At 67.5% G+C, this 22,653-nt stretch carries 26 protein-coding genes; 12 read left to right on the top strand and 14 right to left on the bottom strand.

Annotated features, from left to right (window positions below):
• Position 1: 1 nt before the first annotated feature.
• A complete protein-coding gene (locus tag ACFVWR_RS00645) occupies positions 2–1,489 on the bottom strand; it encodes an FUSC family protein (protein ID WP_387207114.1) in 1,488 nt (495 codons plus the stop codon).
• 79 nt (positions 1,490–1,568) lie between these two features.
• Here ACFVWR_RS00645 and ACFVWR_RS00640 point away from each other — a divergent pair, with 79 nt between their 5' ends.
• The gene (locus tag ACFVWR_RS00640; protein WP_387207113.1) at positions 1,569–3,269 is read left to right on the top strand and encodes an alpha-glucosidase; all 1,701 of its coding nucleotides are present in this window, start codon (positions 1,569–1,571) and stop codon (positions 3,267–3,269) included.
• 118 nt (positions 3,270–3,387) lie between these two features.
• On the top strand, positions 3,388–3,822 hold the full coding sequence (locus ACFVWR_RS00635) for an SRPBCC domain-containing protein (RefSeq protein WP_387207112.1): 435 nt from the start codon (positions 3,388–3,390) through the stop codon (positions 3,820–3,822).
• A 367-nt stretch (positions 3,823–4,189) separates the two neighbouring features.
• Here ACFVWR_RS00635 and ACFVWR_RS00630 read toward each other — a convergent pair whose 3' ends face one another.
• The 3 genes from ACFVWR_RS00630 to ACFVWR_RS00620 form a co-directional block, all read right to left on the bottom strand.
• The gene (locus ACFVWR_RS00630) at positions 4,190–4,774 is read right to left on the bottom strand and encodes a TetR/AcrR family transcriptional regulator (protein ID WP_387207110.1); all 585 of its coding nucleotides are present in this window, start codon (positions 4,772–4,774) and stop codon (positions 4,190–4,192) included.
• 75 nt (positions 4,775–4,849) lie between these two features.
• Positions 4,850–7,141 (bottom strand): transglycosylase domain-containing protein, encoded by a 2,292-nt coding sequence (locus ACFVWR_RS00625; RefSeq protein WP_387207109.1) that lies wholly within the window; start codon positions 7,139–7,141, stop codon positions 4,850–4,852.
• Between the two features lie 45 nt (positions 7,142–7,186).
• The gene (locus ACFVWR_RS00620) at positions 7,187–7,636 is read right to left on the bottom strand and encodes a MarR family winged helix-turn-helix transcriptional regulator (protein ID WP_387207108.1); all 450 of its coding nucleotides are present in this window, start codon (positions 7,634–7,636) and stop codon (positions 7,187–7,189) included.
• Between the two features lie 376 nt (positions 7,637–8,012).
• On the opposite strand from ACFVWR_RS00620, the gene ACFVWR_RS00615 reads away from it, so the two are divergent.
• From ACFVWR_RS00615 to ACFVWR_RS00605, 3 genes are all read left to right on the top strand, one after another.
• Positions 8,013–8,708: a PadR family transcriptional regulator gene (locus ACFVWR_RS00615; protein ID WP_387207107.1), complete on the top strand. Its 696-nt coding sequence runs from the start codon at positions 8,013–8,015 to the stop codon at positions 8,706–8,708.
• A gap of 157 nt (positions 8,709–8,865) precedes the next feature.
• Entirely contained in the window at positions 8,866–9,879 is a 1,014-nt protein-coding gene (locus ACFVWR_RS00610) for an ATP-binding cassette domain-containing protein (protein ID WP_387207106.1), read from the top strand.
• Positions 9,876–10,709, top strand: a complete 834-nt coding sequence (locus tag ACFVWR_RS00605; protein ID WP_387207105.1) for an ABC transporter permease — start codon at positions 9,876–9,878, stop codon at positions 10,707–10,709. Before ACFVWR_RS00610 ends, ACFVWR_RS00605 begins: the two co-directional genes overlap by 4 nt.
• Positions 10,710–10,789: 80 nt before the next feature.
• Here the strand turns inward: ACFVWR_RS00605 and ACFVWR_RS00600 are convergent, their stop codons facing one another.
• Both ACFVWR_RS00600 and upp read right to left on the bottom strand, forming a co-directional pair.
• Positions 10,790–11,518, bottom strand: a complete 729-nt coding sequence (locus ACFVWR_RS00600; RefSeq protein ID WP_387207104.1) for a winged helix-turn-helix domain-containing protein — start codon at positions 11,516–11,518, stop codon at positions 10,790–10,792.
• 435 nt (positions 11,519–11,953) lie between these two features.
• Positions 11,954–12,586, bottom strand: coding sequence for a uracil phosphoribosyltransferase (upp, locus tag ACFVWR_RS00595; RefSeq protein WP_387207102.1), 633 nt, complete (start codon positions 12,584–12,586; stop codon positions 11,954–11,956).
• Positions 12,587–12,626: 40 nt separating this feature from the next.
• Here upp and tadA point away from each other — a divergent pair, with 40 nt between their 5' ends.
• Positions 12,627–13,094 carry a tRNA adenosine(34) deaminase TadA gene (gene tadA, locus ACFVWR_RS00590; RefSeq protein WP_387207101.1) on the top strand — a complete coding sequence of 156 codons (468 nt, stop codon included), beginning with the start codon at positions 12,627–12,629 and terminating at the stop codon, positions 13,092–13,094.
• Between the two features lie 45 nt (positions 13,095–13,139).
• Here the strand turns inward: tadA and ACFVWR_RS00585 are convergent, their stop codons facing one another.
• Together ACFVWR_RS00585 and ACFVWR_RS00580 are read right to left on the bottom strand one after the other, a co-directional pair.
• Positions 13,140–13,862, bottom strand: coding sequence for a glutamine amidotransferase (locus tag ACFVWR_RS00585; protein WP_387207100.1), 723 nt, complete (start codon positions 13,860–13,862; stop codon positions 13,140–13,142).
• A complete protein-coding gene (locus ACFVWR_RS00580; RefSeq protein WP_387207099.1) occupies positions 13,859–14,821 on the bottom strand; it encodes a cation diffusion facilitator family transporter in 963 nt (320 codons plus the stop codon). The genes ACFVWR_RS00585 and ACFVWR_RS00580 overlap by 4 nt, the downstream gene beginning before the upstream one ends.
• A gap of 23 nt (positions 14,822–14,844) precedes the next feature.
• Here ACFVWR_RS00580 and proC point away from each other — a divergent pair, with 23 nt between their 5' ends.
• Entirely contained in the window at positions 14,845–15,693 is an 849-nt protein-coding gene (gene proC / locus ACFVWR_RS00575; protein WP_387207098.1) for a pyrroline-5-carboxylate reductase, read from the top strand.
• Between the two features lie 88 nt (positions 15,694–15,781).
• On the opposite strand, the gene ACFVWR_RS00570 is transcribed toward proC, so the two are convergent.
• The 3 genes from ACFVWR_RS00570 to ACFVWR_RS00560 form a co-directional block, all read right to left on the bottom strand.
• Positions 15,782–16,678: a hypothetical protein gene (locus ACFVWR_RS00570; protein ID WP_387207097.1), complete on the bottom strand. Its 897-nt coding sequence runs from the start codon at positions 16,676–16,678 to the stop codon at positions 15,782–15,784.
• 119 nt (positions 16,679–16,797) lie between these two features.
• Positions 16,798–17,469 (bottom strand): potassium channel family protein, encoded by a 672-nt coding sequence (locus tag ACFVWR_RS00565; RefSeq protein WP_387207096.1) that lies wholly within the window; start codon positions 17,467–17,469, stop codon positions 16,798–16,800.
• Positions 17,462–18,898, bottom strand: a complete 1,437-nt coding sequence (locus ACFVWR_RS00560) for a TrkH family potassium uptake protein (protein WP_387207095.1) — start codon at positions 18,896–18,898, stop codon at positions 17,462–17,464. The genes ACFVWR_RS00565 and ACFVWR_RS00560 overlap by 8 nt, the downstream gene beginning before the upstream one ends.
• Positions 18,899–18,965: 67 nt before the next feature.
• On the opposite strand from ACFVWR_RS00560, the gene ACFVWR_RS00555 reads away from it, so the two are divergent.
• The 5 genes from ACFVWR_RS00555 (at position 18,966) to ACFVWR_RS00535 (ending at position 20,584) form a co-directional block, all read left to right on the top strand.
• Positions 18,966–19,394, top strand: a complete 429-nt coding sequence (locus ACFVWR_RS00555; protein ID WP_387207093.1) for an ArsR/SmtB family transcription factor — start codon at positions 18,966–18,968, stop codon at positions 19,392–19,394.
• Between the two features lie 127 nt (positions 19,395–19,521).
• Positions 19,522–19,737 (top strand): helix-turn-helix domain-containing protein, encoded by a 216-nt coding sequence (locus tag ACFVWR_RS00550; protein WP_387207092.1) that lies wholly within the window; start codon positions 19,522–19,524, stop codon positions 19,735–19,737.
• Between the two features lie 70 nt (positions 19,738–19,807).
• The gene (locus ACFVWR_RS00545) at positions 19,808–19,906 is read left to right on the top strand and encodes a 30S ribosomal protein bS22 (RefSeq protein WP_003792170.1); all 99 of its coding nucleotides are present in this window, start codon (positions 19,808–19,810) and stop codon (positions 19,904–19,906) included.
• 115 nt (positions 19,907–20,021) lie between these two features.
• On the top strand, positions 20,022–20,285 hold the full coding sequence (locus ACFVWR_RS00540; protein WP_387207091.1) for a glutaredoxin family protein: 264 nt from the start codon (positions 20,022–20,024) through the stop codon (positions 20,283–20,285).
• Positions 20,282–20,584 (top strand): Dabb family protein, encoded by a 303-nt coding sequence (locus ACFVWR_RS00535; protein ID WP_387207090.1) that lies wholly within the window; start codon positions 20,282–20,284, stop codon positions 20,582–20,584. Before ACFVWR_RS00540 ends, ACFVWR_RS00535 begins: the two co-directional genes overlap by 4 nt.
• A gap of 94 nt (positions 20,585–20,678) precedes the next feature.
• Here the strand turns inward: ACFVWR_RS00535 and ACFVWR_RS00530 are convergent, their stop codons facing one another.
• The 3 genes from ACFVWR_RS00530 to ACFVWR_RS00520 form a co-directional block, all read right to left on the bottom strand.
• Entirely contained in the window at positions 20,679–21,380 is a 702-nt protein-coding gene (locus ACFVWR_RS00530; RefSeq protein ID WP_387207089.1) for a GntR family transcriptional regulator, read from the bottom strand.
• On the bottom strand, positions 21,380–22,057 hold the full coding sequence (locus tag ACFVWR_RS00525) for a GntR family transcriptional regulator (protein ID WP_387207088.1): 678 nt from the start codon (positions 22,055–22,057) through the stop codon (positions 21,380–21,382). Before ACFVWR_RS00525 ends, ACFVWR_RS00530 begins: the two co-directional genes overlap by 1 nt.
• 166 nt (positions 22,058–22,223) lie before the next feature.
• Positions 22,224–22,616: a PLDc N-terminal domain-containing protein gene (locus tag ACFVWR_RS00520; protein WP_387207087.1), complete on the bottom strand. Its 393-nt coding sequence runs from the start codon at positions 22,614–22,616 to the stop codon at positions 22,224–22,226.
• Positions 22,617–22,653: the final 37 nt, after the last annotated feature.

The raw sequence follows: 22,653 nt of genomic DNA, 5'->3' as shown, positions 1-22,653 counted from the left end.
GTTATCGGCTGGTGTCGGGCTTCGCCGCTGCTGCCGGGGGGCGCTCGGGTGGCTGCAGGGTCGAGAGCAGCGCTTCGAGGGCGAGCTGGATGCGGTCCCAATCGGTCGGCGCCGCAAGGCTGCGGCGCGCGTCTCCGATCGCTTGACGCAGTGTGGCCCGGGACGCGGCGGGAATCGGCGCGGCCAGCCGGCCGTCAACGGCATCCGGTAGCCGTTGTGCGGTCTCGATGCAGCTGATGCCGAGGCGCCGGCCCTTCCTGGCGAGCATCCGGTGGGCCCGGTGCGTCGGGGCCAGCTCGGCGAGGCGGTCGGCGGCGTCGCGCATCCGCTCGACCCGGGCCTCCGTCGGTTCGTCGGACGGCGCGAACACCTCCGAGGCCGCGGCCAGCACGTCTGCGAGACGCCGGCGCACGACATCGCCGCTGCGCACCGGCAGCAGGAACCAGCTGGCCGCGATTCCGAGCACGGCGCCGACGACGATCGCGAGCAACCGCTCCGCGAGCAGAACTCCAACGCTTGCTGCGGGAGGAGTGAGTCCGAGGACACCCTGCAGCATCGTGAGCACCAGCGTGATGGTGAGCGCCCAGAACGCGTAGCTGTACTGCCGGAGCCACGTGCCGACGAACAACGCCGCGAAGATGACGGCCACCGCGGCGAAACCGGTCGGCTCGACCACCCAGGAGAGGGCAAGGGCGGCGACGGTTCCGGCGAGAGCGCCGCCGACGCGCAGCACGCTCTTGTAGACGACATCTCCGCGACCGCGATTTCCGGAGCACACGATGAAGGCCGTCAGCACGGTCCACATCGCGTGGTCGGGGAACGCCAGCCAGCCCACGACGAACGCCGCGGCTAGCGCTGCGGCCATCTGCACAGCCATGCGCGTGCTCGGCGCCACGCGGGAGCGCGGGCCGCGAGGCCGGCCGGCGTCGCGCGCGGGTTCGCGCGCGGCCGAGCCACCGGCATCCGGCGCACGCTCAGCGGCGTGCGGGAGGAGCCGGGCCGCCTCCCGCACGAGCCACACCCACGCGATCGCGATCAGCGAGGCGGCGACGACCATCAGCAGGTCCGTCCACCAGTGCCCGGTGCCGGGCGGAACCACCGGCGCCACGAGGATGGCCGTGAAGGGCAGGGTGATCATCGTACCGAGGCGTGCGGCGGTCGCACCGTAGCGGCGCATCCAGATCGGCACGGACATGCCGAGCACGAACAGCGCCGCGCCGAGAACGGGCACGGCGAGCAGCAGCCAGCCGACACCGGCGGCGACCAGCCCGACGACGGGAAGCACCAGAGACGAGCGGAGGAACTCCGCCCGCGACGCGAAGGTGCGGCGCGAGAGCGTGAGCGCGATCACCGTGCTGAGAACCGCGATGCCCGGAGCGGCGCCGATCCCGATGGCCAGCGCCCAAGTCGTCGCGCACGCGCCGGCCGCCGCCGCGGTCGTCGAGACCGCGGCCAACGCCGATCGTCCGATGGTCGGAGCACCGCGCATGTGTCGTCCCGTCCTTCGCCTGCGTGGCGGATCCCAAGGGCAATAGTACGGGCGGATGCCTCCTCGCTAGGCTGAGGCGATGAGCGAGAAATGGTGGCACTCGGCCGTCGTCTACCAGATCTACCCCCGCAGTTTCGCGGATGCGAACGGCGACGGCATCGGCGATCTGCGCGGTGTGATCGACCATCTCGATCACCTGGAAGACCTCGGTGTCGACGTCGTCTGGCTCTCGCCGATCTACGCGTCTCCACACGACGACAACGGCTACGACATCAGCGACTACCGGGCGATCGACCCGCTCTTCGGCACGTTCGACGACTTCGACGAGCTGCTGGCTGGGCTCCATTCTCGCGGCATGAAACTCGTGATGGATCTGGTCGTCAACCACACCTCCGACGAGCATCCGTGGTTCATCGAGTCGGCGAGCAGTCCCGACAGCGCCAAGCGCGACTGGTACTGGTGGCGGCCGCCGCGCGAGGGCAAGACGCCGGGCGAGCCGAGCGCGGAACCGAACAACTGGGGCTCGTTCTTCTCGGGGCCGGCCTGGCAGCTCGACCCGGCGAGCGGCGAGTATTACCTGCACCTCTTCTCACGCAAGCAGCCCGACCTCAACTGGGAGAACCCCGAGGTGCGGGACGCCGTCTACGACATGATGAACTGGTGGCTCGACCGCGGGGTCGACGGTTTCCGCATGGATGTCATCAACCTCATCTCGAAGGTGCCGTCGCTGCCCGACGGCCAGGTGACGCCCGGCGCGCTCTATGGCGACGGCTATCCGTTCTACGGGCAGGGGCCGCGCATCCACGAGTTCATCCACGAAATGCACGAGCGCGTCTTCGCCGGTCGCGAAGACCGGTATCTGACCGTCGGCGAGATGCCCGGGGTCACCGTCGAGGATGCGGAACTCTTCACCGATCCGTCGCGCGGCGAACTCGACATGGTGTTCCAGTTCGAGCACGTCGACCTCGACCACGGCCCGGGCGGCAAGTGGGATCATCGCCCGGCCACGGTGCTCGACCTCAAGGAGTCGTTCGGCAAATGGCAGCGCGGGCTGGCCGCATCCGGCTGGAACAGTCTCTACTGGAACAACCACGACCAGCCGCGGGTGGTCAGCCGCTTCGGCGACGACGGCGTCTTCCGGCGAGACTCCGCCACGGCGCTCGCAACGGTGCTGCACCTGCAGCGCGGCACGCCGTACGTCTACCAGGGCGAAGAGCTCGGCATGACGAACGTGCCCTTCCGCGGCATCGACGACTTCCGTGACATCGAGTCGCTCAACTATTACGCGGAAGCGGTGGATGTGCTCGGCGCCCTCCCCGAGCAGGTGCTCGCCTCGCTGCGCACCACCAGCCGCGACAACGCGCGCACGCCCGTGCAGTGGACGGCCGGTCCGAACGCGGGCTTCTCGACGGTCACGCCGTGGATCCAACCGAACCCGAACTACCGGGAGGTCAACGCCGCGGCCGAACGCGACGACCCCCACTCGGTCTTCGCCTACTACCGCGCCCTGATCGACCTGCGGCACCGTGAGCCGGTCGTCGCCGACGGAACGTTCGAGTTGGTGCTGCCCGAGCATCCGCAGGTCTTCGCGTACCTGCGCCACCTCGGGGAGCGGCAGCTGCTCGTGCTCGTCAACCTCACCGGCGAGCCGGCGACCTACGCTCTGCCGGATGCGGCCGACTGGGCCGGCGCCGGGTACGTGCTCGGCAACCTGCCCGACGCCACACGCGAAGCCGACGGCTCGCTTGCACCGTGGCAGGCGCTGGTGCTCGGACGCTGAGAACGGGGCGGCGCCCGCTGCCTGTGCGGTTGCCGCGTGCGGGTGCTGCGTGCGGATTCCCTCCTTGCGCAGCCGGGCGGGGCGGTGTCTGATGAGGGGGCGTACTGAGGAGGCAGACATGTCGAGTTACGTCGCACGTGCCGAAGCGGACATCGCCGCGCCGAGGGAGCGGGTGTGGCGCGTGCTGGCGTCGAACGGTTCGCATCCCGAGATCTTGTTCGGGGCGGAGATCGTGTCGGACTGGCGCATCGGCAGCCGCATCGTGTGGCGCGGAGAGTATGAGGGCAAGAAGTTCGAAGACCACGGTGTGGTGATCGAACTCGTCGAGCCGTCGCGGATGGTGCTCACCCATTTCAGTCCGATGACCGGCCTCCCGGATGTGCCCGAGAACTACCACACGCTGCGTTTCGAGCTCGACGAGACCCCGACCGGAACCCACGTGACCCTCGACCAGGACAACAACCGCTCCGTCGAGGCCGCCGAGCACTCCCGCCAACTCTGGGTCGCCATGCTCGACGGCGTCCGCCAGGTCGCCGAGCGCCCCGCGCCCTAGCCTGCCCGCATCGCCCGCTCGCTCCCGCCGTTTCGCCCGGCCCGGCTTGCCCGGCCAGCCTTCTCGAGTGTGGCCGTTCCGGTCGAGTGTGATCGGTGCGCCGGCCACATTCGACCGCATTGGCCACACTCGCCGCGAACGGCAACATTCGGTCCGAGCGGCCACGTTCGCCCGGCTTGCTGGCCAGCCCTTCTCGAGTGTGGCCGTTCCGGTCGAGTGTGATCGGTGCGCCGGCCACACTCGCCGCGAACGGCCACACTCGCCGCGAACGGCCACACTCGCCGCGAACGGGCACGCTCGCGACCAGAGCGGGCGCGGGCGCGGGAGCAGCCAGCGCGCAGCGCACAGCGCGCGCCGGCCCAAGCCGCTACGCGGCGAACGCCTCGCGGATGAACGCAGCGACGAACACGTCGAACGCGCCGACCGTCGTGTCTCGGTCTCCAGAGATCAGGTAGCCGAAGTGCAGCCCTGTCGCGGTGTCGACGAGCCAGTGCGACAGGATGCGCGCCCGCTCCACCTCGACGCCCTGGCCGGTCAGCCACGCTTCGACGGTGTCGCGCCAGCGGATGTACGACTCGGTGATCCTGGTTCCGATGTCGGGGTCGACGGGCTCGAGTGCGCCGGCCTCGAACTGCAGACGCAGCACGGTGCGGTTGTCGTCGGAGATCGACCGGCGGAAGACCTCCCTGTACCAGTCGGCGAATTGCTCGCGGTCGAACTCGGCGACATCGAAGCTCGCATGGTCGGAGTACTGCTGCCGAACGCCCTCCGCGAGGATGGCGTCGATCATCTCCTGACGGGAACCGAAATGGTAGACGAACGAGTACGTGCTCACGCCGAGCGAGTTGGCGAGACTGCGGAACGTCATCCTCGACAGCGGCTCCGTCGCCACGTGGCGCATGATGCGGCCCAGCAGTTCGGGCTTGCGATTCGGGTCAGGTGTGCGTCCCACGTGACAACCATAGGCGAGAGGAGGTTGCCGTTGCTTGCATTTTCGAGCCCGAGGACCTCTAGGGCTTCAGCCCGGTCAGGGTTTGCGACCGGGCGGGTTCGGGCCGTTTCCCTGCTGCCCGGGCCCACCCTGCTGACCGGGCCCACCGGGCTGGGTCGGGGCCGTCGGGGTCTGCGGCTTCGGTGCGACCGGCGCTTTCGTGTACTTGCCGTCCGGGCTCGGGAACGCCGAGCCGCCGTAGGCTGCGTTCAGCGCCTGCACGATCGGTTTCACGATCGAGAACTTGACGTTACCGCCGCCAACGCCGTTGAAGCGCTGGCTGCGCAAAGCGACGGCGCCCTGAACGTTGCCGACCCAGGTGGCCTGCGCGGTCTTCGTGGTCGAGGTGACCAGCCAGTTCTCCAGCGAGTCGTCTGTGGTTCCTGTCTTGCCGAAGATCGGGATTCCGTCGCCGGGGTTCGCGGATGCGGCCGTTCCCCCACCGCGCAGCACACCTTGCAACGCGAAGACCGCCGCGGCGGCCACGCTCGGATCGATCGGCGTCGTCGAGCACTGGGTCTTGGGCACCGGATGCTCGGTGCCGTCGGCGTTGACGATCTTGTCGATCGCGATCGAGCTGCAGGCGACGCCGTTGTTGGCGATGCCCGCGTACGCCGTGGCCATCGTCATCGGGGCGATGTAGTTCGTGCCGAGCACCGACGACGGGTTCGCCCTGAATGGGTTCGCCTGTTCGTCAGCCCCGTGCACCAGCAGGTCTTGCGCCCGTTGCTTGATTCCGCAGAGGTCGATCTTGGTGGCCATCATGGCGAAGATCGTGTTGATGGACTGGGCGGTGCCGTTCATCACGCTCGTGCGCCCGACCGTCTCGCCTTCGTCGTTCGCGACGGGCCAGGGGGCGCCGCCGATGTCGGCGCAGGGGTCGCTCTCGTGGAACATCGATTGCGGAAAGAGGTGTCTCGTTCCGTCGACCGACTCGTACAGGGAGTGCCCCTCCTGCAGCCACTGCAGCAGGTCGAAGGCCTTGTACGACGAGCCCGTCTGGAACCCTTCCGAGCCGCCGTACTCGTAGTCGGTGTTGTAGTTCACGGCCGTCGTGCCGGGCGCGGGTGCGGCCGTGTTATCGTACGGCCGGTTCTGCACCATCGTGATGACGCGCCCGGTTCCCACCTCCACCGAGACGTTGGACGCACCGAGGTCGAGGTTGCCGCTCGTCGGCGGGATGTATGCGCTCAGCGCCTGCTGCGCCGCGTTCTGCAGATCGAGGTTCAGCGTCGTGTAGATCTTCAGGCCGCCACGGCTGAGGAAGCTCGTGCGGTCGTCTTCCGTCTTGCCGAAGATGGCGTTCTTCTCGATCGTGCGCTCGACGAAGTCGCAGAAGAAGGCCGCGTTGTACTGCTGGGCCGTCATGCAGCCGTTCTGCACGGGTGTGATCTTCGGCTCGACCTTGGTCGCCTTGGCTGCGTCGCGTTCTTTCGCGGTGATCTTGCCGGATGCGAGCATCCTGTCGAGCACGTAGTTGCGGCGTTCGAGCGTGGCCGCGTATCCGTTGGCCGCGCCGTTGTCTTTGTCGTCGGGGCGGTCGATACGGAGGTTGTCGGGGTTGTTCAGGATGGCGATGAGGGTCGCGGCCTGCTGAAGGTTGAGAGCACTCGCAGACACTCCGAAGTAGTACGCGGCCGCCGACTGCACTCCGTAGACCCGGCCGCCGAACAGAGCGATGTTCAGATAGCTCTGCAGGATCTGGTTCTTCGTGTACTCCTTCTCGAGCCCGATCGCGTAACGCATCTCCTTCAGCTTGCGCACCGGGTCGACCTCGGTCGCGTCGTTGTAGCATGCGGTGTAGACAGTGAGCTGCTTCTTCTGCACATCAGGGGATGCGGTCACGTCGGGCTGCTTGTTCTCGCAGCGCTGCACGAGGATGTTCTTCACGTACTGCTGCGTGATCGAGGAGCCACCCTGCACATCCTTGTGGAGGGCAGTCAGCACCGCACCGCGAAGGGTGCCCGTCACGTCGACGCCGCCGTGCTCGTAGAAGCGGGGATCTTCGGTTGCCACGGCCGCGTCTTTGAGGTTCTGCGAGATCTCGTTCCAGCCGACCTCGACGCGGTTCTGCGAGTAGAACGTCGCGATGGCCACCGGCTGGCCGTTCGAGGTGGCGTACATGGTCGACGCCTGCGCGAGCGGCTCGACCTTGATGTACTCGGGAAGGCCGTCGAACACGCCGATCGTCGAGTCGGCGGCCGACCCGGTGAGCGCGACCGCAGGGGTCACGGCGGCGGCCGCGAGCACGCCCGCCACTGCGCTGAGCGCCACGAACCCCAAGAGCGAAGGTGCCCACGTCCAGCCTCTGCGTCCCGAAGAATTCATGGCGTCATGATACGCGTCGAACGTCGCGAGTCGGCCGAGGAGAGGTCAGTCGTTGCGGAGTTTGTCGCACAGTGCGGTGAGCTGTTCGAGCTCGTCTTGATCGAGACGGCCGCCGACGCGCTCCGTGATCGTGCGCATGTGCTCGACCGCGACGCGACGGAACATGTCGAAGCCTTCGTCGGTCAGCCGGATGACGCTTCCGCGCGCATCCGACGGCTCAGGGCATTTCGCGACCAGGCCACGGGCGACCAGCCGGTCGATGAGCCGGCTGACGCTCGGCTGGGTGAGCAGCACGTGCTTGTTGAGGTCGCGCAGGCGCAGCTCGCGGTTGGGCTGGCGCGACAGGTTGAACAGCACGTCGTACTCGTTGAAGGAGACGTCTCTGGTCGGAAACTCCGCGGCCAGCGTGCGCATCACCGAGACCTGCGCACGGAACAGTGACTCCCAGGCGCTCACGGCGTTCGTCCGCGTCTTCGCCCGCTCCTGCGTGTGCATGCTGTGTTTCCTCCTCGATGGCAGGGCCGACACCTCACAGGTCGGCCCGAAAACGTCGACGCATTCTCAATGCATTCGCATCATCCCACCACCCGGTGACAGTGGCATCGGTGCCAGCACGGTTAAACAGATCGAGGGCCGGTCGCAGAGGCTAGCGACCGACCCTCTCCCTTGCACCAAGAGTGTCCTGCAATCACATTCCGCGTTGGCTGCCACAGCAAACAACTAACGCTCTTGAACTATATAACGAAGAGGTAACGGCCGCTAGTTACCAGTTCGTTATTTTTGCTGCGAGTTTTCTAGGTATCACCTGTGCCTCAACCGCTGGACAAACTACTCGAACTCGAATACTCTAAGTAAAGTAATCGGAAGGTGGATGATGGCAGCGACCGGCAAGTCGAAGCGTCCCGTGGGCAACCCACTGGCGCTGGCCGTGCTGTCCTGCCTCTGGGAGCGCCCGATGTACCCGTACGAGATGACCACGTCGATGCGGGAGCGCGGCAAAGAAGACAGCATCCGCCTCAACTTCGGTTCGCTTTACGCCGTGATCAAGTCGCTCGAGAAGCACGGTCTCATCGCCGTCGCTCAGACCGAGCGGGAGGGTAACCGCCCCGAGCGCGTCGTCTACGAGATCACGGATGCGGGGCGCCGCGAAGCCGACGAGTGGCTGCGGGAGCTCATCGACACACCGGTGAAGGAGTACCCGGCGATCGAGACGGGTCTCTCCCTGATCGCGATGCTGCCTCCGGCCGTCGCCGCCGATCTCCTCGCCGACCGGGCCGAGCGACTGGGCGCGGAGATCGCCGAGCGGGAACAGCTCTTGGCGGGTGAAGCGTCAGGCGTGCCCGAACTCTTCATGGTCGAGTTCCACTTCAAGCAGGCGATGCTCGCCGCAGAGCGCGCCTTCGTGATCGACCTCGCCGCCCGCGTGCGAGAGCGCGCCATCGGGGGGATCGAGATGTGGGAGGGGCTGCACCAGCTCCTCGATCAGGGTCTCAGCATGGACGACATCCAGAAGCGCGTGTCGGCCGGCGACTTCGGACGGGAGGTGGCCGACCTGCTGAGACAGTGAACCGAACGAAATGATGGCCGGAGAGCGGCAACTCTCCGGCCATCGAAACCCCAGTCGTTCCGTGAGGAACCTGCGTCAACAGTCACCGAGGGTCCACTTCATGGTACCGCGCAGCGCATCACGGACGGCATTCCCGAATATCAGAAAGGGAGCCATCGTGGCTGCTGCATACCCAGGGGAGTCGGCGCTCGTCGCCGAGAACCTCGTCAAGACCTATCGCACCGGGCGGGGCAAGCCCCCCGTTCGTCCACTGGACGGTCTCAGCTTCTCGGCCGAGACCGGCACCGTATTCGGGCTTCTCGGCCCGAACGGCGCCGGAAAGTCCACCACCATCAAGATCCTCGCGACCCTGGCCCGGGCGGACTCCGGAACCGGGACCGTCGCGGGGATCGATGTCACCCGTCATCCCGCCCGGGTGCGCAGGGCCATCGGGTTCGTCGCGCAGAAGTCCGTGGCCGACCCGATGGACACCGGCGTGGAGAACCTGGTGCTCGCCGGGCGCCTGCAAGGGCTGAGCGCGCGGGATGCACGGGCCCGCGCATCCGAGCTCCTCGACCGTTTCGCGCTGACCGAGCAGGCGACCAGGCAGGTGAAGACGTACTCCGGCGGCATGGCCCGCAAGCTGGATGTCGCCATCGGCCTCATGCACCGGCCGGCCGTGCTCTTTCTCGACGAGCCGACCACCGGCCTCGACCCGGAGGCGCGCGCCGAGCTCTGGGCGGAGATCGAACGGATGACCGCCGCCGAGAACCTGACCGTGCTGCTCACGACCCACTACCTGGAGGAGGCGGACCGTCTCGCCAAGAGGCTTGCGATCGTCGACCACGGCACGGTCGTCGCGGGCGGCACCCCGGAAGAGCTGAAGAACGATCTGCGCGGTGACGCGGTGATCGTCGAGCTGACCGGCGACGGCGACCCGTTCGCCGCGCTCGCAGCACTGGGGCGAGTGGATGCGCTGAGAGAGGTCGGCGGAGACGGCCGCACCCTGCGCGCCCGCGCCGACAACGGGGCCGCCACCCTGCCTTTGGCACTTGCCGCACTGGAGGCCGCCGGCGTCATCGTGGCCTCCGCCACCGTCGCCCGGCCGAGCCTCGACGACGTGTATCTGCGGCGCACCGGCCACACCATCGGGCGAGCGCAAGAGAACTACGAACTGGAGAACGCGTCATGACCACCATCGCACCGGGCGCCACAGCGCCGAGCCGGCCCAGGGCATCCGTCGGGCCGACGTTTCTGACCCACACGCTCATCCTCACCGGCCGCCAGCTGCGCGCCGCCTGGCGGATGCCGGCGTTCCTGGTGATGAACCTCATCCAGCCGATCATCTGGCTGCTGCTGTTCGGGCAGCTGTTCAAAGCGGTCGTGCAGATCCCCGGGTTCGGTAACGGCCAGAGCTACCTGGAGTTCCTGACCCCCGGCATCGTCATGATGATGGCACTGTTCGGCAGTGCCTGGTCGGGCACGGTGTTCATCCAGGACATGCAGCGCGGCGTGATGGATCGGTTCCTCACCTCGCCGACGAATCGCGCGTCGCTGATCGTGGCGACGCTCCTTTACCAGTCGATCCTCGCGATCTGCCAGTCGCTCGTCGTGGTCGGGATAGCGTTCTGGGCGGGAGCGCGCTTCGAGGGCGGCTTCACGGGCATCCTCCTGCTGCTCCTCGGGGTGGTGCTGCTGACCGCCGTGTTCTGCTCGCTCTCCAACGCCGTCGCCTTGCTGGCACGGGATCAGACCGCGCTCATCGGCATCTCGCAGATCATCACGCTGCCGCTGATGTTCCTGAGTTCGGCGATCATGAACACGAAGCTCTCGCCCGAGTGGGTGCAGAACGTCGCCGCGTTCAACCCGTTCGAGTGGGCCGTGATCGTCGGCCGTCAAGCCTTGAGCGCGAACCCGGACTGGGCGGCTCTCTGGGGCCACGTCGGTCTGCTCGCAGCACTCACCGTGGTGATGGCTGCGTGGGCGACGAGCGCCTTCCGCGTCTACCAGCGCTCGGCGTAGCGCCGCTGTCGGCTCCGCATCCGTTCATCCGTTCTTCTCTTCCGGATGCGAACGGGTGCGGAGTCGTTGGCCGCGTGCGTTTAGAAGAGGTCGGGGGAGGGGGCGCTGGCGTGACGGATGGAGACGTCGGCGTGACGGTCGAACCGGTAACCGACGCCGCGCACGGTGCGCACGATGTCTTCGTAGCGGCCGAGCTTGGCACGCAGGCGGCGAACGTGCACGTCGATCGTGCGCTCGTTCGGAACCTCGTCGTCGGCCGAACCCCACAGCGAGGTGATCAGCTCGGCGCGCTCGATGGTGCGACCCTCGCGCAGCACGAGGTACTGAAGCAGCTCGAACTCCTTGTACGTGAGGGCGGCGGTCTGGTTGTCGAGCAGCAGGCGCTTGCGGGAGATGTCGACGACGACGCCACCGGATGCGCGGTCCTCGTCTTCGTCGACGGCGCCGGCGTGGCGGTGCTTGGCGATGGCGGCCGGGTCTTGCAGGGCCAGGCGCACCACATCCACGTCGCGTCCGCCTGCGCCCTCGGGGGCGAGCGCCACGGCGGCGTACGTCTCGGCGGAGGGGGCGATCTCGGCGGTCAGGCGCTTCAGCGCTTCGACGATGCGACCGAGGTCGGTGCCCGCGGCGGCGGCCTTGGCCTCGTCGATGCCGACGTAGAGCACGAAGCCGCGGGCCTCGGTGCCGTTGGGCACTGCACGGATCTGCGGCGCCGGAGCGGCGGGGGCCGGAGTCGCGACCGGGGCGACGGGAGCGGCGGACAGGCGGCGGGTGGGGGCGAAATCGGTGTCGATGGTGGCGAGAGACATGGGATGAGGTCCTTTGCGATGATGCGTGGAATCCGTTGCCGCCGAGTTCGGCGTTCCCGTCGCGGCCGGTTCGTCCGGCGTGCAAAAGGGTGACGGGTGCGAGGATTCGCGTGTTCTGTGTTGGGCCTTCAGAAGTGGCCGGTGAGCGGATGCGTGAGTGTGGCGCATCCGGGGAACCAAGGGCCTGGCTCGACTCAGTGGGTCGGCGGCCGGCTGGTTCGGCGAAGGGTCGTCAGATTAGCGACACATTCGGCAACACATGACCGAAGCACTGCCGGGCATCATCATGCCGGCATCCCCAGGGGCCTCGAAGGAGGTCAGGGTGTGCGAGTTGTCAGTCATGTTGGCAAGTAAAGCGAATAGTGACGCGCCGTGTCAAATGATGACGTCATGTTACGGCGCGTTTCGAGCCGGCGCGGAGGCCGGTTCGACGGGTCAGACGGTGCCGTAGAGGCGGTCGCCCGCGTCGCCGAGGCCCGGAACGATGTATCCGTTCTCGTCGAGGCGTTCGTCGAGGGCGCCGAGCACGATCGTCACATCGCGGCCCTCCGTCGCCTTCTCAAGGGCGGCGATGCCCTCGGGAGCGGCGAGGATGCAGATGGCCGTCACGTCGACGGCTCCGCGCTTGAAGAGGAACTCGATGGCGGTTCCGAGCGAGCCGCCCGTGGCCAGCATCGGGTCGAGCACGAAGCACTGACGATCGGAGAGGTCTTCTGGCAGACGCTCGGCGTATGTCGTCGGCTCGAGCGTCTCCTCGTTGCGCACCATGCCGAGAAAGCCCACTTCTGCGGTCGGCATCAGCTTGACCATGCCCTCGAGCATCCCGAGACCGGCGCGAAGGATGGGGACCACCAGCGGGCGGGGCTCGCTCAGGGTGACGCCTGTCGTCGCGGTGACCGGGGTCTCGATCTCCCGCGGCTCGACGCGCACGCTGCGCGTCGCCTCGTAGGCGAGCAGAGTCACCAGCTCTTCGGTGAGTGCGCGGAAAACAGGAGACGGGGTCTCTTTGTTGCGCAGCACCGTCAGCTTGTGGGTGATGAGGGGGTGGTCGGCAACGTGCACTCGCATAGGCTCAAGGCTACCGAACATATTCGTCTGGAGACCCCGCTTGAGCCTCGCCGTTCCCGCCGACTACGCCGAGTGGATGCGCCGCGCCATCGCGGACGCCCGGCTCGCCTTCGGCACAGGCGACGTTCCGGTGGCCGCGCTCGTGCTCGACGAGTCCGGTGCGGTCATCGGAACCGGCCGCAACGAGCGCGAGCTGCTGGGCGACCCGACGGCGCACGCGGAGGTTCTGGCGCTGCGACAGGCGGCCGCATCCCGCGACGACTGGCACCTCGAAGGATGCACGCTCGTCGTCACCCTCGAACCCTGCGTCATGTGCGCGGGCGCTGTCCTCGCCGCGCGGGTTCCCCGTGTCGTGTTCGGCGCCTGGGACGAGAAGGCCGGCGCGGCCGGATCGGTGTACGACGTGCTCCGCGACCGCCGCCTCAACCACCGGGTGGAGGTCTACGCGGGCGTTCTGGCCGAAGAGTGCGCCGACCTGCTGCTCGACTTCTTCCGGGCCAAGCGCTGATCCTTCTCGAACGGCCACAGTGGCCGGCTTCGGCCGGCGCGGCGCCTACGCGGGCAGCTGCGACAGCCACTCCGAGAACGCGCGGTGCGACGCCTCCTGCATCGCGGCCGCATACCGCTCGGCGTCGGCGCGCAGGGCATCCGGGTTCAGGTCGTGCTCGTCGAGCTCGTTGTAGCCGTCGCTGATCCACTGCTCGTGCATCTCGCCGGTGACCTCGGGATGGAACTGCACCGCGAGGGCGAAGTCTCCGATCGCGAACGCCTCGTTCGAATAGTCGGACGAGGAGGCGAGAAGCGTCGCGGACTCCGGCAGCTCGAACGTGTCGCCGTGCCACTGCACCACCGGGGTGTCGCCGAAGTGACGGATGGGCGAGGCCGCGCCCGCCGCCGTCGGCTCGATGCGCCGAAAACCGATCTGCATGCTGTCACCCTTGTAGACGCGCTCCCCGAGCGCCCCCGCCATCAACTGTGCGCCGAGGCACACGCCGAGCGTCGGCCGTTCGGCGGCGATCCGATCGCGGATGAGCTGCTGCTCCGTGGTGAGAAAGGGGAACTCGTCCGTCTGGTACGCGCCCATCTCACCGCCGAGCACGACGACGAGGTCGGCCTCCGCCGGGTCGATGGCCGCGACATCCTCCACCGTCACATCGACCACGCGTACGTCGTAGCCGTGCTCCGCCAGCACCGGGCCGATGTTGCCCAGATGGATCGTCGGGTCGTGCTGCAGAACCACCGCGGTGCGCGGCTCGCGCGGAGAATCCGTCGTCACTCGAGACCCTTGATCACGATGGCGTCGGTGGCCGGGTGCTTCTCGTTCGGGTCGATCCAGACGTCGGGCTCGATGTAGATCACGCGGGCGGCGGGAACGGCGTCGCGGATGCGGCGCTCCACGATGTCGATCGACGCCGCCACCTCCGCGAGCCGGTATTCGCCCGGGAAGGCCAGCTTGGCGCCGACGAGCAGCTCGTCGGGGCCGAGGTACAGGGTCTTCATGTGGATGACGCGCTCGACCTCGGTGCCGGCCATGATCGCCTTCTGAATGGCCGCAGTGTCGACATCGCTGGCGCCCTCGCCCACGAGCAGGCTCTTCGTCTCCATGCCGAGGATGATCGCGACCGCGATGAGAAGGAGGCCGATCAGGATGGTGCCGATCGCATCCCACAGACCGTCGTGCGTGATCACGGTGAGGCCGACGCCGATGAACGCGAAGACCAGGCCGGTCAGCGCGGCGACGTCTTCGAGCAGCACGACCGGCAGCTCGGGAGCCTTCGCGCGACGGATGAACTGCGGCCAGCTCATCCCGATCTTGTGCGGCCGCGACTCGTGGACGGCGGTGCGCAGCGAGAACGACTCCAGGCCGATCGCGATGAGCAGCACCAGGATGGGCAGCCACCAGTTCTCGAGAGGATGCGGGTGGGTCAGCTTCTCGATGCCCTCGTAGAGCGAGAACACGCCACCGACCGAGAACAGGATGATCGACACGACGAACGCGTACACGTACCGTTCGCGGCCGTAGCCGAACGGATGCTCGCTGTCGGCCTTCTTCTTCGCCTTGCGTCCGCCGAGCAGCAGCAACAGCTGGTTGCCGGAGTCGGCGAGCGAGTGCACGCCCTCGGCGAGCATCGACGACGAGCCCGAGAAGAACCAGGCGATGAACTTCGTGAGCGCGATGCCCAGATTGGCGGCGAATGCCGCGACGATGGCCCTGGTTCCACCCGATGCGCTCATGGGCTCCATCCTAGGATGGCCGCATGACCGACACGCAGAACGTCACGCTCCCCACGATCGCGCTCCTCGGCGCAGGCTCCATGGGCCGCGCCATCCTCAGCGGCCTGGTCTCACCGGGGGTCACCGTCGACGGCGGGATCCGCGTGACCAACCGATCCGCGTCGCGCGCCGCCGAGCTCGCGTCGCTCCCGGGGGTCCGGGCGTACGCCACCGAGTCGGACCCCGATGCGAACCGTGCAGCCGTCGACGGAGCGGAGATCGTGCTGGTCGCCGTGAAGCCCGCGATGGTGCCCGATCTGCTGCGCGAGATCGCCGCATCCCTCACCCCGGGCGTGGTGGTCGTGAGCGTCGCCGCCGGTGTCACCGTCGCGACGTTCGAATCGCTGCTGCCCGACACCGTCTCCGTAGTGCGCTCGATGCCGAACACGCCCGCCGTGGTGCGCAAGGCCGTGACCGGGATCAGCCCGGGGAACCGTTCGGATTCCGACGACCTGGCCGTCGTGCGCGCGCTGTTCGAGACGGTCGGCGAGGTCGTGGAGGTGCCCGAATCGCAGCTGGATGCGTTGAGCACCATCTCCGGGTCGGGGCCGGCGTACGTGTTCTACCTGATCGAGCAGCTGACCGCGGCCGCCGTCGAGAAGGGCTTCACGCCCGAGCAGGCCGCGCAGCTCGTCAACGGGACTTTTCTCGGCGCCTCGGAGCTGCTCGTCACCTCGGGCGAAGAGCCGGCCGAGCTGCGTCGCCGCGTGACCAGCCCCGGCGGCACCACCGAGCAGGCCGTCACCGTGCTCGAATCCGCCGACCTCGCATCCCTCTTCACCCGCGCCACCGACGCCGCCCTCGCCCGGGCCCGCGCCCTCGCCGCCTCCTAGCGCTCCCGCCCCGCCCCCTGCCCCGCCCGCCCCGCCCCCTGCAATCGACTCCGGGCAGAATGCTCCCCAGCGCGCCGATTCAGAGCATTCATCCTGTAGTCGATTGCAGGAGGGCGCGGCGGGTGCGCAGCGCGACCGCGTGGAAGTCGTCGGCCGCGGTCACGAGTATGACGTTCCAGCCGAGTTGCACGAGCAGCTCGCGCCGGATGTCGGCCCGATAGGTCTCACGCTCCGTGCGGTGATGGTCGCCGAGGTACTCGACGGCGACCCGGTGCTGCGGATACGCGAGGTCGATCATGGCGAGCGTGCGGCCGGAATCGGTGACGGGATGGTTCAGCGCGGGCTCAGGGAGGCCCGCGGCCGTCAACGCCAGGCGCAGGCGGGACTCCTGCGGTGACAACGAGCCGTAGCGCACCGCATCCAACGCGAGCCGCAGCGGCCGCACGCCGCGCCGTCTCCCGTGCCGCTTGACCGCACCCTCGAGAAGCTCGATCGACGACGGTGGGGGAGCGCCGTCGTAGGGATGTGTGCCGGTGATCAGGAGATCGCCGATCACCACGAGGTCATCGAAGCTCAACGACGAGCTGAGTTGCGCCCAGGTGTCTTCGACGCCCAGCACCCGCAGGCCGTCGACGGACCGGAGGATCTGCGAGTTCCCGCGGAGCTGATGCGCGATGACGCCGTGCAGCTCAGGGGGCCGCGCGGGTTCGAAGACGCTGACCTCGACCTCGCGAGGGGACTCCCGCCACGGCAGGGGGAGCCCGTGGATGACCGCGGCCGAGTGGTGGCTGAAGAAGCAGGCCGGCGGCAGTACGACCGCGGCCGCGCGGCACAGCTGCAGGTGATCGTCGAGGTCGAGGCCCACCGACCGCATCCCGTAGAACGGATGCTGAAAGGAGGGCCCCCGCAGCCGCCCTGTCCCGACGCCCGCCGCTCTCGCATCCCGCACCCGGAACGCCGCCGGAAGATCGTCATTCGCACGCATCCCCCCATCCTCGCGAAGCCCCCGCCCACCCCGCAGAAGTTATCCACAGCCGCAATCGACTCCGGGAAGAATGCTGCGATTCGTCGCCGAAAAGAGCATTCTCACCGGAGTCGATTGCTTTAGGCGTCGACGGCGGCGAAGCGTTCGATGTCGGCGGAGGCTCCCGAGACGATGATGAGGTCGTGGTCGGAGACGGTGGTGTCGGCCGTGGCGTACGTGAACGGTTTGCCGGGGGACTTCACACCGACGATCGTCACGTGATACTTGCTGCGCACGCCGGCCTCGCCGAGCTTGAGGCCCCGGATGGGCTTCGGCGGGTACATCTTGACCAGTGCGAAGTCGTCGTCGAACTCGATGAAGTCGAGCATGCGCCCGGAGACGAGGTGCGCTACGCGCTCGCCGGCTTCGGCCTCCGGATAGATGACGTGGTTCGCGCCGATGCGCTCGAGGATCTTGCCGTGCGACTGCGAGATCGCTTTCGCCCAGATCTGGGGCAGCTTCAGGTCGACGAGGTTCGCGGTGATGAGCACGCTCGCCTCGATGGACGAGCCGACGGCGACGACCGCGACCGAGAAGTCCTCCGCGCCGATCTGGCGCAGCGTCTCGATGCCGCGCGCGTCGGCCTGCACCGTGTGCGTCACTCGGTCGGCCCACTTCTGCACGAGGTTCGCGTCGGTGTCGATGGCGAGCACCTCGCGGTCGAGCCGGTCGAGTTCGCCCGCCGTGGCGGCGCCGAAACGACCGAGGCCGATCACCAGCACGGGTGCGTTGTGCTTGATCTTGTCAACCAACGAGCGGCCTCTCTTCCGGATTGTGGAACAGCTGCTTGCGCTGACTCTGGGCCAGTGCCGCAGCGAGAGTCACTGTACCAACGCGCCCACAGAACATCGTGGCCGCCATCACGTAGACCCCCGCATCCGGCAGGTTCTCGGTGAACCCGGTGGTGAGGCCGCAGGTGGCGAAGCCCGAGATCACGTCGAACAGCACGTGGTCGAGGGGCGCCTTGGTGATCTGCAGCAGCACGATGGTGGAGACGGCGACGATTGTCGCGCCCCACAGCGCCACCGCGACAGACAGGCGGAGCACGTCGATGGGGATGCGGCGGCGGAAGGCATCCATCGACTCCACTCCGCGCGCCTCGGCGAAGGCGGCGAGGAAGAGCACGGCGAGCGTCGTCACCTTGATGCCGCCGGCCGTGGACGCCGATCCGCCTCCGATGAACATCAGCATGTCGGTGACGAGCAGACTCGACCCGTGCAGGTCGTCGATGGGGATCGTCGCGAACCCGCCCGACCGGGTCATCGTCGAGAGGAAGAGGGACTGGAAGATCGTCTGCCCCGCATCCATGCCCCCGAACGTCTTGGGGTTGTTGTATTCGAGCACGATGTAGAGCACGGTTCCGGCCGCGAGCAGGATCACCGACACGAGCAGCGTCATCTTGACGTGGATCGACCACCGCCGACGCTTGACCCGGAGGTTGTTGGCGACGGCGAGGATGACCGGAAAACCGATCGACCCGAGAAAGACGCCGAGCATCAGCGCGCTCAAGAACCAGTAGTCGTCGATGAAGGGAGTGAGGCCTTCGACGTTGGGGGCGAATCCTGTGTTGGTGAACGCCATCGCCGAGTAGTAGAGGCTCTCCCAGAGGGCCGTTCCGAACGACATGCCCGCGATCAGCATGCGAGGGAACAGCAGTAGCGCAACGATTCCTTCGATCACGACCATGCTGAGCGCGACGGTGATGAGCAGCTTGCCGACCTCGCCCAGACGTACGGCCTGCCCTTCGGCGACGGGGCCGGCGTGGATGCGCTGAGGGTTGCTGTCGCTCGCGGCCATCAGTTTCGCTCGCAGCCCCAGGCGGCGCGATATGACCAGGCCGAGGATGCTCGCCATGGTCAGCACGCCGACGGCGCCCACCTGCACGCCCACGTACACGAGCGTGTGGCCGAAGACCGACCAGTGGGTGGCCATGTCGACCGTCGACAGCCCGGTGACACAGATCACGGAGACGGCGGTGAAGAGGGCGTCCGCGAGCGGCGTCGACGTTCGCGAGGTCGTCGCGATGGGGAGTGAGAACAGGAGGGTGAAGACCAGGATGAGCAGCGTGAACACCAGAATCGCGAACCGCGACGGACTGCGGCTCGCGAAGACGTTCACCGCTTCGCGCACTCGGCCGGCCGGTGTCATCGACGGCTTCCGCGCCGTCAGGGTCGCTCGCATGCTCCGATCTTCCCACCCCTCCCGTTCTGACGTGGTACTCGGCTGGGCGAGTGACTAGCCTGGGGGAATGGCCGACATCTTTGACGTGATTGCCGACGCGACCAGGCGGGACATCCTGGGGGTGCTCCTCGACCGTCACGCCGACGACGCGCACACGTCGGGCGAGATCAGCGTCTCCGAGATCGTGTCCACGTTGGAGCTCAGTCAGCCGACGGTGTCGAAGCACTTGAAGGTGCTGAGGGATGCGGGGCTCGTCGCCGTGCGCGAGGAGGGCCAGCACCGCTACTACCGGCTCGACTCCGAGCCCCTCGAGGCCGTGGAGGACTGGATCATCCCGTTCGTGTCGGCCGACATCGACGCCGCGGCCTTCGGCGCAGACCTCGCCGACGAGACGCGCGAGTTCGCGAGCTCCGTCGGCAAGGTGTTCGCCGACACGAGTCACCGCGTCACCACCGCGGTCGAGCGGGTGACGCCACGCAAGTGGCGCCGCGACTGACTCGCACCGGCCCTCTTTACGCGGGGTCTGGGAACCTCTAGAGTTTCGATTCACCACCCGTTTCAGGCGGGTACGATGCCCTATGCCCGGGATGTTCCGGGCCTGGATCAAAGAGGACTCGACTTCAATGGCACGCGATCTTTCGGATGTGCGCTTTCTGACGGTCGCGGAAGTGGCCGACATGATGCGCGTCTCCCGCATGACCGTGTACCGCCTCGTGCACTCGGGGGAGCTTCCCGCCATCCGTTTCGGTCGCTCGTTCCGGGTGCCGGAGTCGGCTGTCACCGCGGCCCTCGAGGCCGTCGTGCACGCTCCCGAGACGGGCGTCGCCGACAGCGCCTGACGTCGGGTAGACTAGAGCCCTGTGTCGCCGCGCATCCCGCGGCCTACCCCCTAACTTTTGTGAGGTCTACGTGGGTTCCGTTATCAAGAAGCGTCGCAAGCGTATGGCGAAGAAGAAGCACCGCAAGCTGCTTCGCAAGACTCGTCACCAGCGTCGCAACAAGAAGTAGACCTCGCGTCTACAGCTCAGGCGTCGGCCCTTCGGGTCCGGCGCTTTCTGCTGTTAAGCCGATGGGATGCGCTGAGCGGGCTGTCGGGGGCCGGTACAGCGCCTAGGCTGTTCGGGTGACGAACGTCGATCTGACTCTCATCGGCAAGCCCGGCTGTCATCTCTGCGACGACGCGCGCGCCACGATCGCCGCGGTCGTCGCCGAGCTGCCCGTGGGCGCGCCCGCCGTCTCGGTGGCCGAGCTCAGCATCCTCGACGATCCGGCATTGCACGAGCGGTACGTCGAGGAGATCCCCGTGGTGCTCATCGACGGCCGCGTGCACACCTATTGGCGGGTCGACCCGGCCCGCCTGCGCACAGCACTCTTGGGAGCAGAATGACCATCCGCCATGTCGTCTCGTGGAAGCTCGCCACCGCCGATCCGGCCGAACGCGCCGAGCAGGCGGCCACGATCAAGCGTGGCCTGGAGGCGCTGCCGGCGTCGATCCCCGAGATCCTCGCTCTGGAGGTCGGCGTCAACGCGCTCAGCCCTGAGGCGAACTTCGACGTGGTGCTGATCAGCGACTTCGACGACGCGGATGCGATCGCGCGCTACGTCGAGCATCCGGAGCACGAGAAGGTCGCGTCGTACATCCGCTCGGTCGTGCAGGCGCGCTCGGCTGTCGACTTCCAGGTCTGAGCCGAACGCGCCGGCCGAGCAGGCCCGCCGTGGCTGACCACGGCGGACGAGCCCGGCGTGGCTTACCACGGCGGGCGAGCCCGGCCGGTCTCGCTCAGACGATCGGGTTGGCGTCGATCTCGGCGTCGGTTCGCCGGTACTCCTCGAGGAACTGACGGCGTGCGGGCTCGTAGAGGGCGCGGATGTGCTCCGCAGCCTTCTCTCCGTCTTTCGCCTTCACCGCGTCGGTGATCTCCGCGATCTTGCCGGGGATGTCCGCGGTGTCGAACGGGAGCTGCCAGACCGAGATGTAGCGCAGCAGCTGCGGGCTGAGCCCTTCCGTGACGCCGAGGAGCACCGCATTGTCGACGGCGCGCTCGAACTCGAGGAAGTACTCGTTGAGCGAGCCCCCGAGTGCCGGGAGGTCTTTGCTCTTCGCATGCTTCTTGATGTCTTTGGTCGCTTTGTCAAGGCGGGAGACCGCCGAGGCGCTCATCGTGGGCACGCCCACCCGGGCGGCGTGCTCGTGCAGGATGCCCGTGGTGTAGATGGACTCGTCGATCGCGCGCATATCGATCGGGGCGACACGCGTGTAGCGGTTAGCCGCCATCTCGACGAGGCCGATATCGGCGAGCTTCATGAGCGCTTCGCGAACCGGGGTGCGGGAGACGCCGAGCCAGGCGGTGAGCTTCTCGTCGAGCAGGGTCTCGCCCGGTTCGAGGGTGCCGTCGATGATGCCCTGGTAGAGCCGGGTGTAGACGACGTCGCGCAGAAGCTGACGCTCGACAGGCTGAGTGTCTTTGACGGGCAGGGGCATCAGTTGTCCTTCTTCTCGGCGGTGAACGCGTCAACGAGCTCCGTGACGGCTGCCTTCGTGTAGTCGCCGACAGCCGCGGCAGCCGCTCGGGCGTCGCCACCGACCGACGCCTTCACCGCGGCGAGGATGAACGGAAGGCTGCTCTCGTGCACCTTGTCGGTGGGAGCGGCCTTGAGCGCCCGGCGTAATTCGGGGAGGTGCCGGGAGGCGACGCGAGCGACGGTCTTGTTGTCGAGGCGCCGGATGTAGACGTTGACGAAGCCTTCGGTGAGGAGGTTGTTGCGCACGAGCTGGTCGATGTCGTCGTCGGCGAAGCTGGCGGCGAACGCTTGCAGCGCCTCTTTGTCGCCGTCGGTGAGCAGCGGCGTCGTGTCGCGCACGATCCCCTGGAGCAGCGGGCCCAGGGTTTCGAGCAGGCCGCGCAGACGCACGGGGTCGATGGGGGTCACCCGGGTGCGCTTCTGCGGCAGGATCTCGACGAGACCCATCGCCGCCAGCTGGTTGAGCGCTTCTCGTACGGGGGTGCGCGAGACGCCCACCCATTTCTCGATCTCGGCGTCGTAGAGTTGCTCGCCGGGGAGCAGGTCGCCGTCGACGATGGCGTCGAGCAGACGCAGGAAGACTTCATCTCGAATCAGCCGTCGCGGGTTCACGGCCTCGGTCACGGGTACAGGCATAAATGAATATTACATCTGCCTGCCAGCTACTCAGCGCTGACATGCTTCGACACGACGTTTAGTATCCAAGACCCTGTGATCAGCAAAAAGGCCGAGGCCACCCGGCGTTCCGGATGGCCTCGACCCGGCACAGGCCGAGTGGCTCAGGCCCTGAGTGCTAGAGCGGTCAGAACTTGTGGCCGAGGGCTTTGGCCTTGAGCGCGTCGAACTCGCCGGCCGAGATCACGCCCTGGTCGAGAAGCTGCTTGGCCTTGGCGATGTCGTCTGCGGGCGACGACGACGCGGCAGTCTGACGGATGTAGTCGTCAGCCTGCTGCTGCGCCTGCTGCACGTCCCTCGACTGGCGCTCGGCCATCCCTCGTCCGCGGGCGATCAGGTACACGAGCGCGGTGAGGAAGGGCAGGAAGATCAGGAAGATGATCCAGAGCGCCTTCCACCAGCCGTTCAGCTCACGGTCGCGGAACAGGTCGCCGATGATGGCGAACAGGGCGAAGAGGTAGGAGATGAGCGCGAAGGCCCAGAACATGAGCCAGATGATGTTCCAGAAGTTGTTCCACATGCCGGGTGCTTCCCTTCGGTCGACCGTCGTGCCTCCC

Source organism: Leifsonia sp. NPDC058292 (assembly GCF_042880955.1).
Lineage (GTDB): Bacteria > Actinomycetota > Actinomycetes > Actinomycetales > Microbacteriaceae > Leifsonia.
Note: the sequence above shows the minus strand (reverse complement) of the source record. Positions and strands in the feature narration are given on the sequence as shown.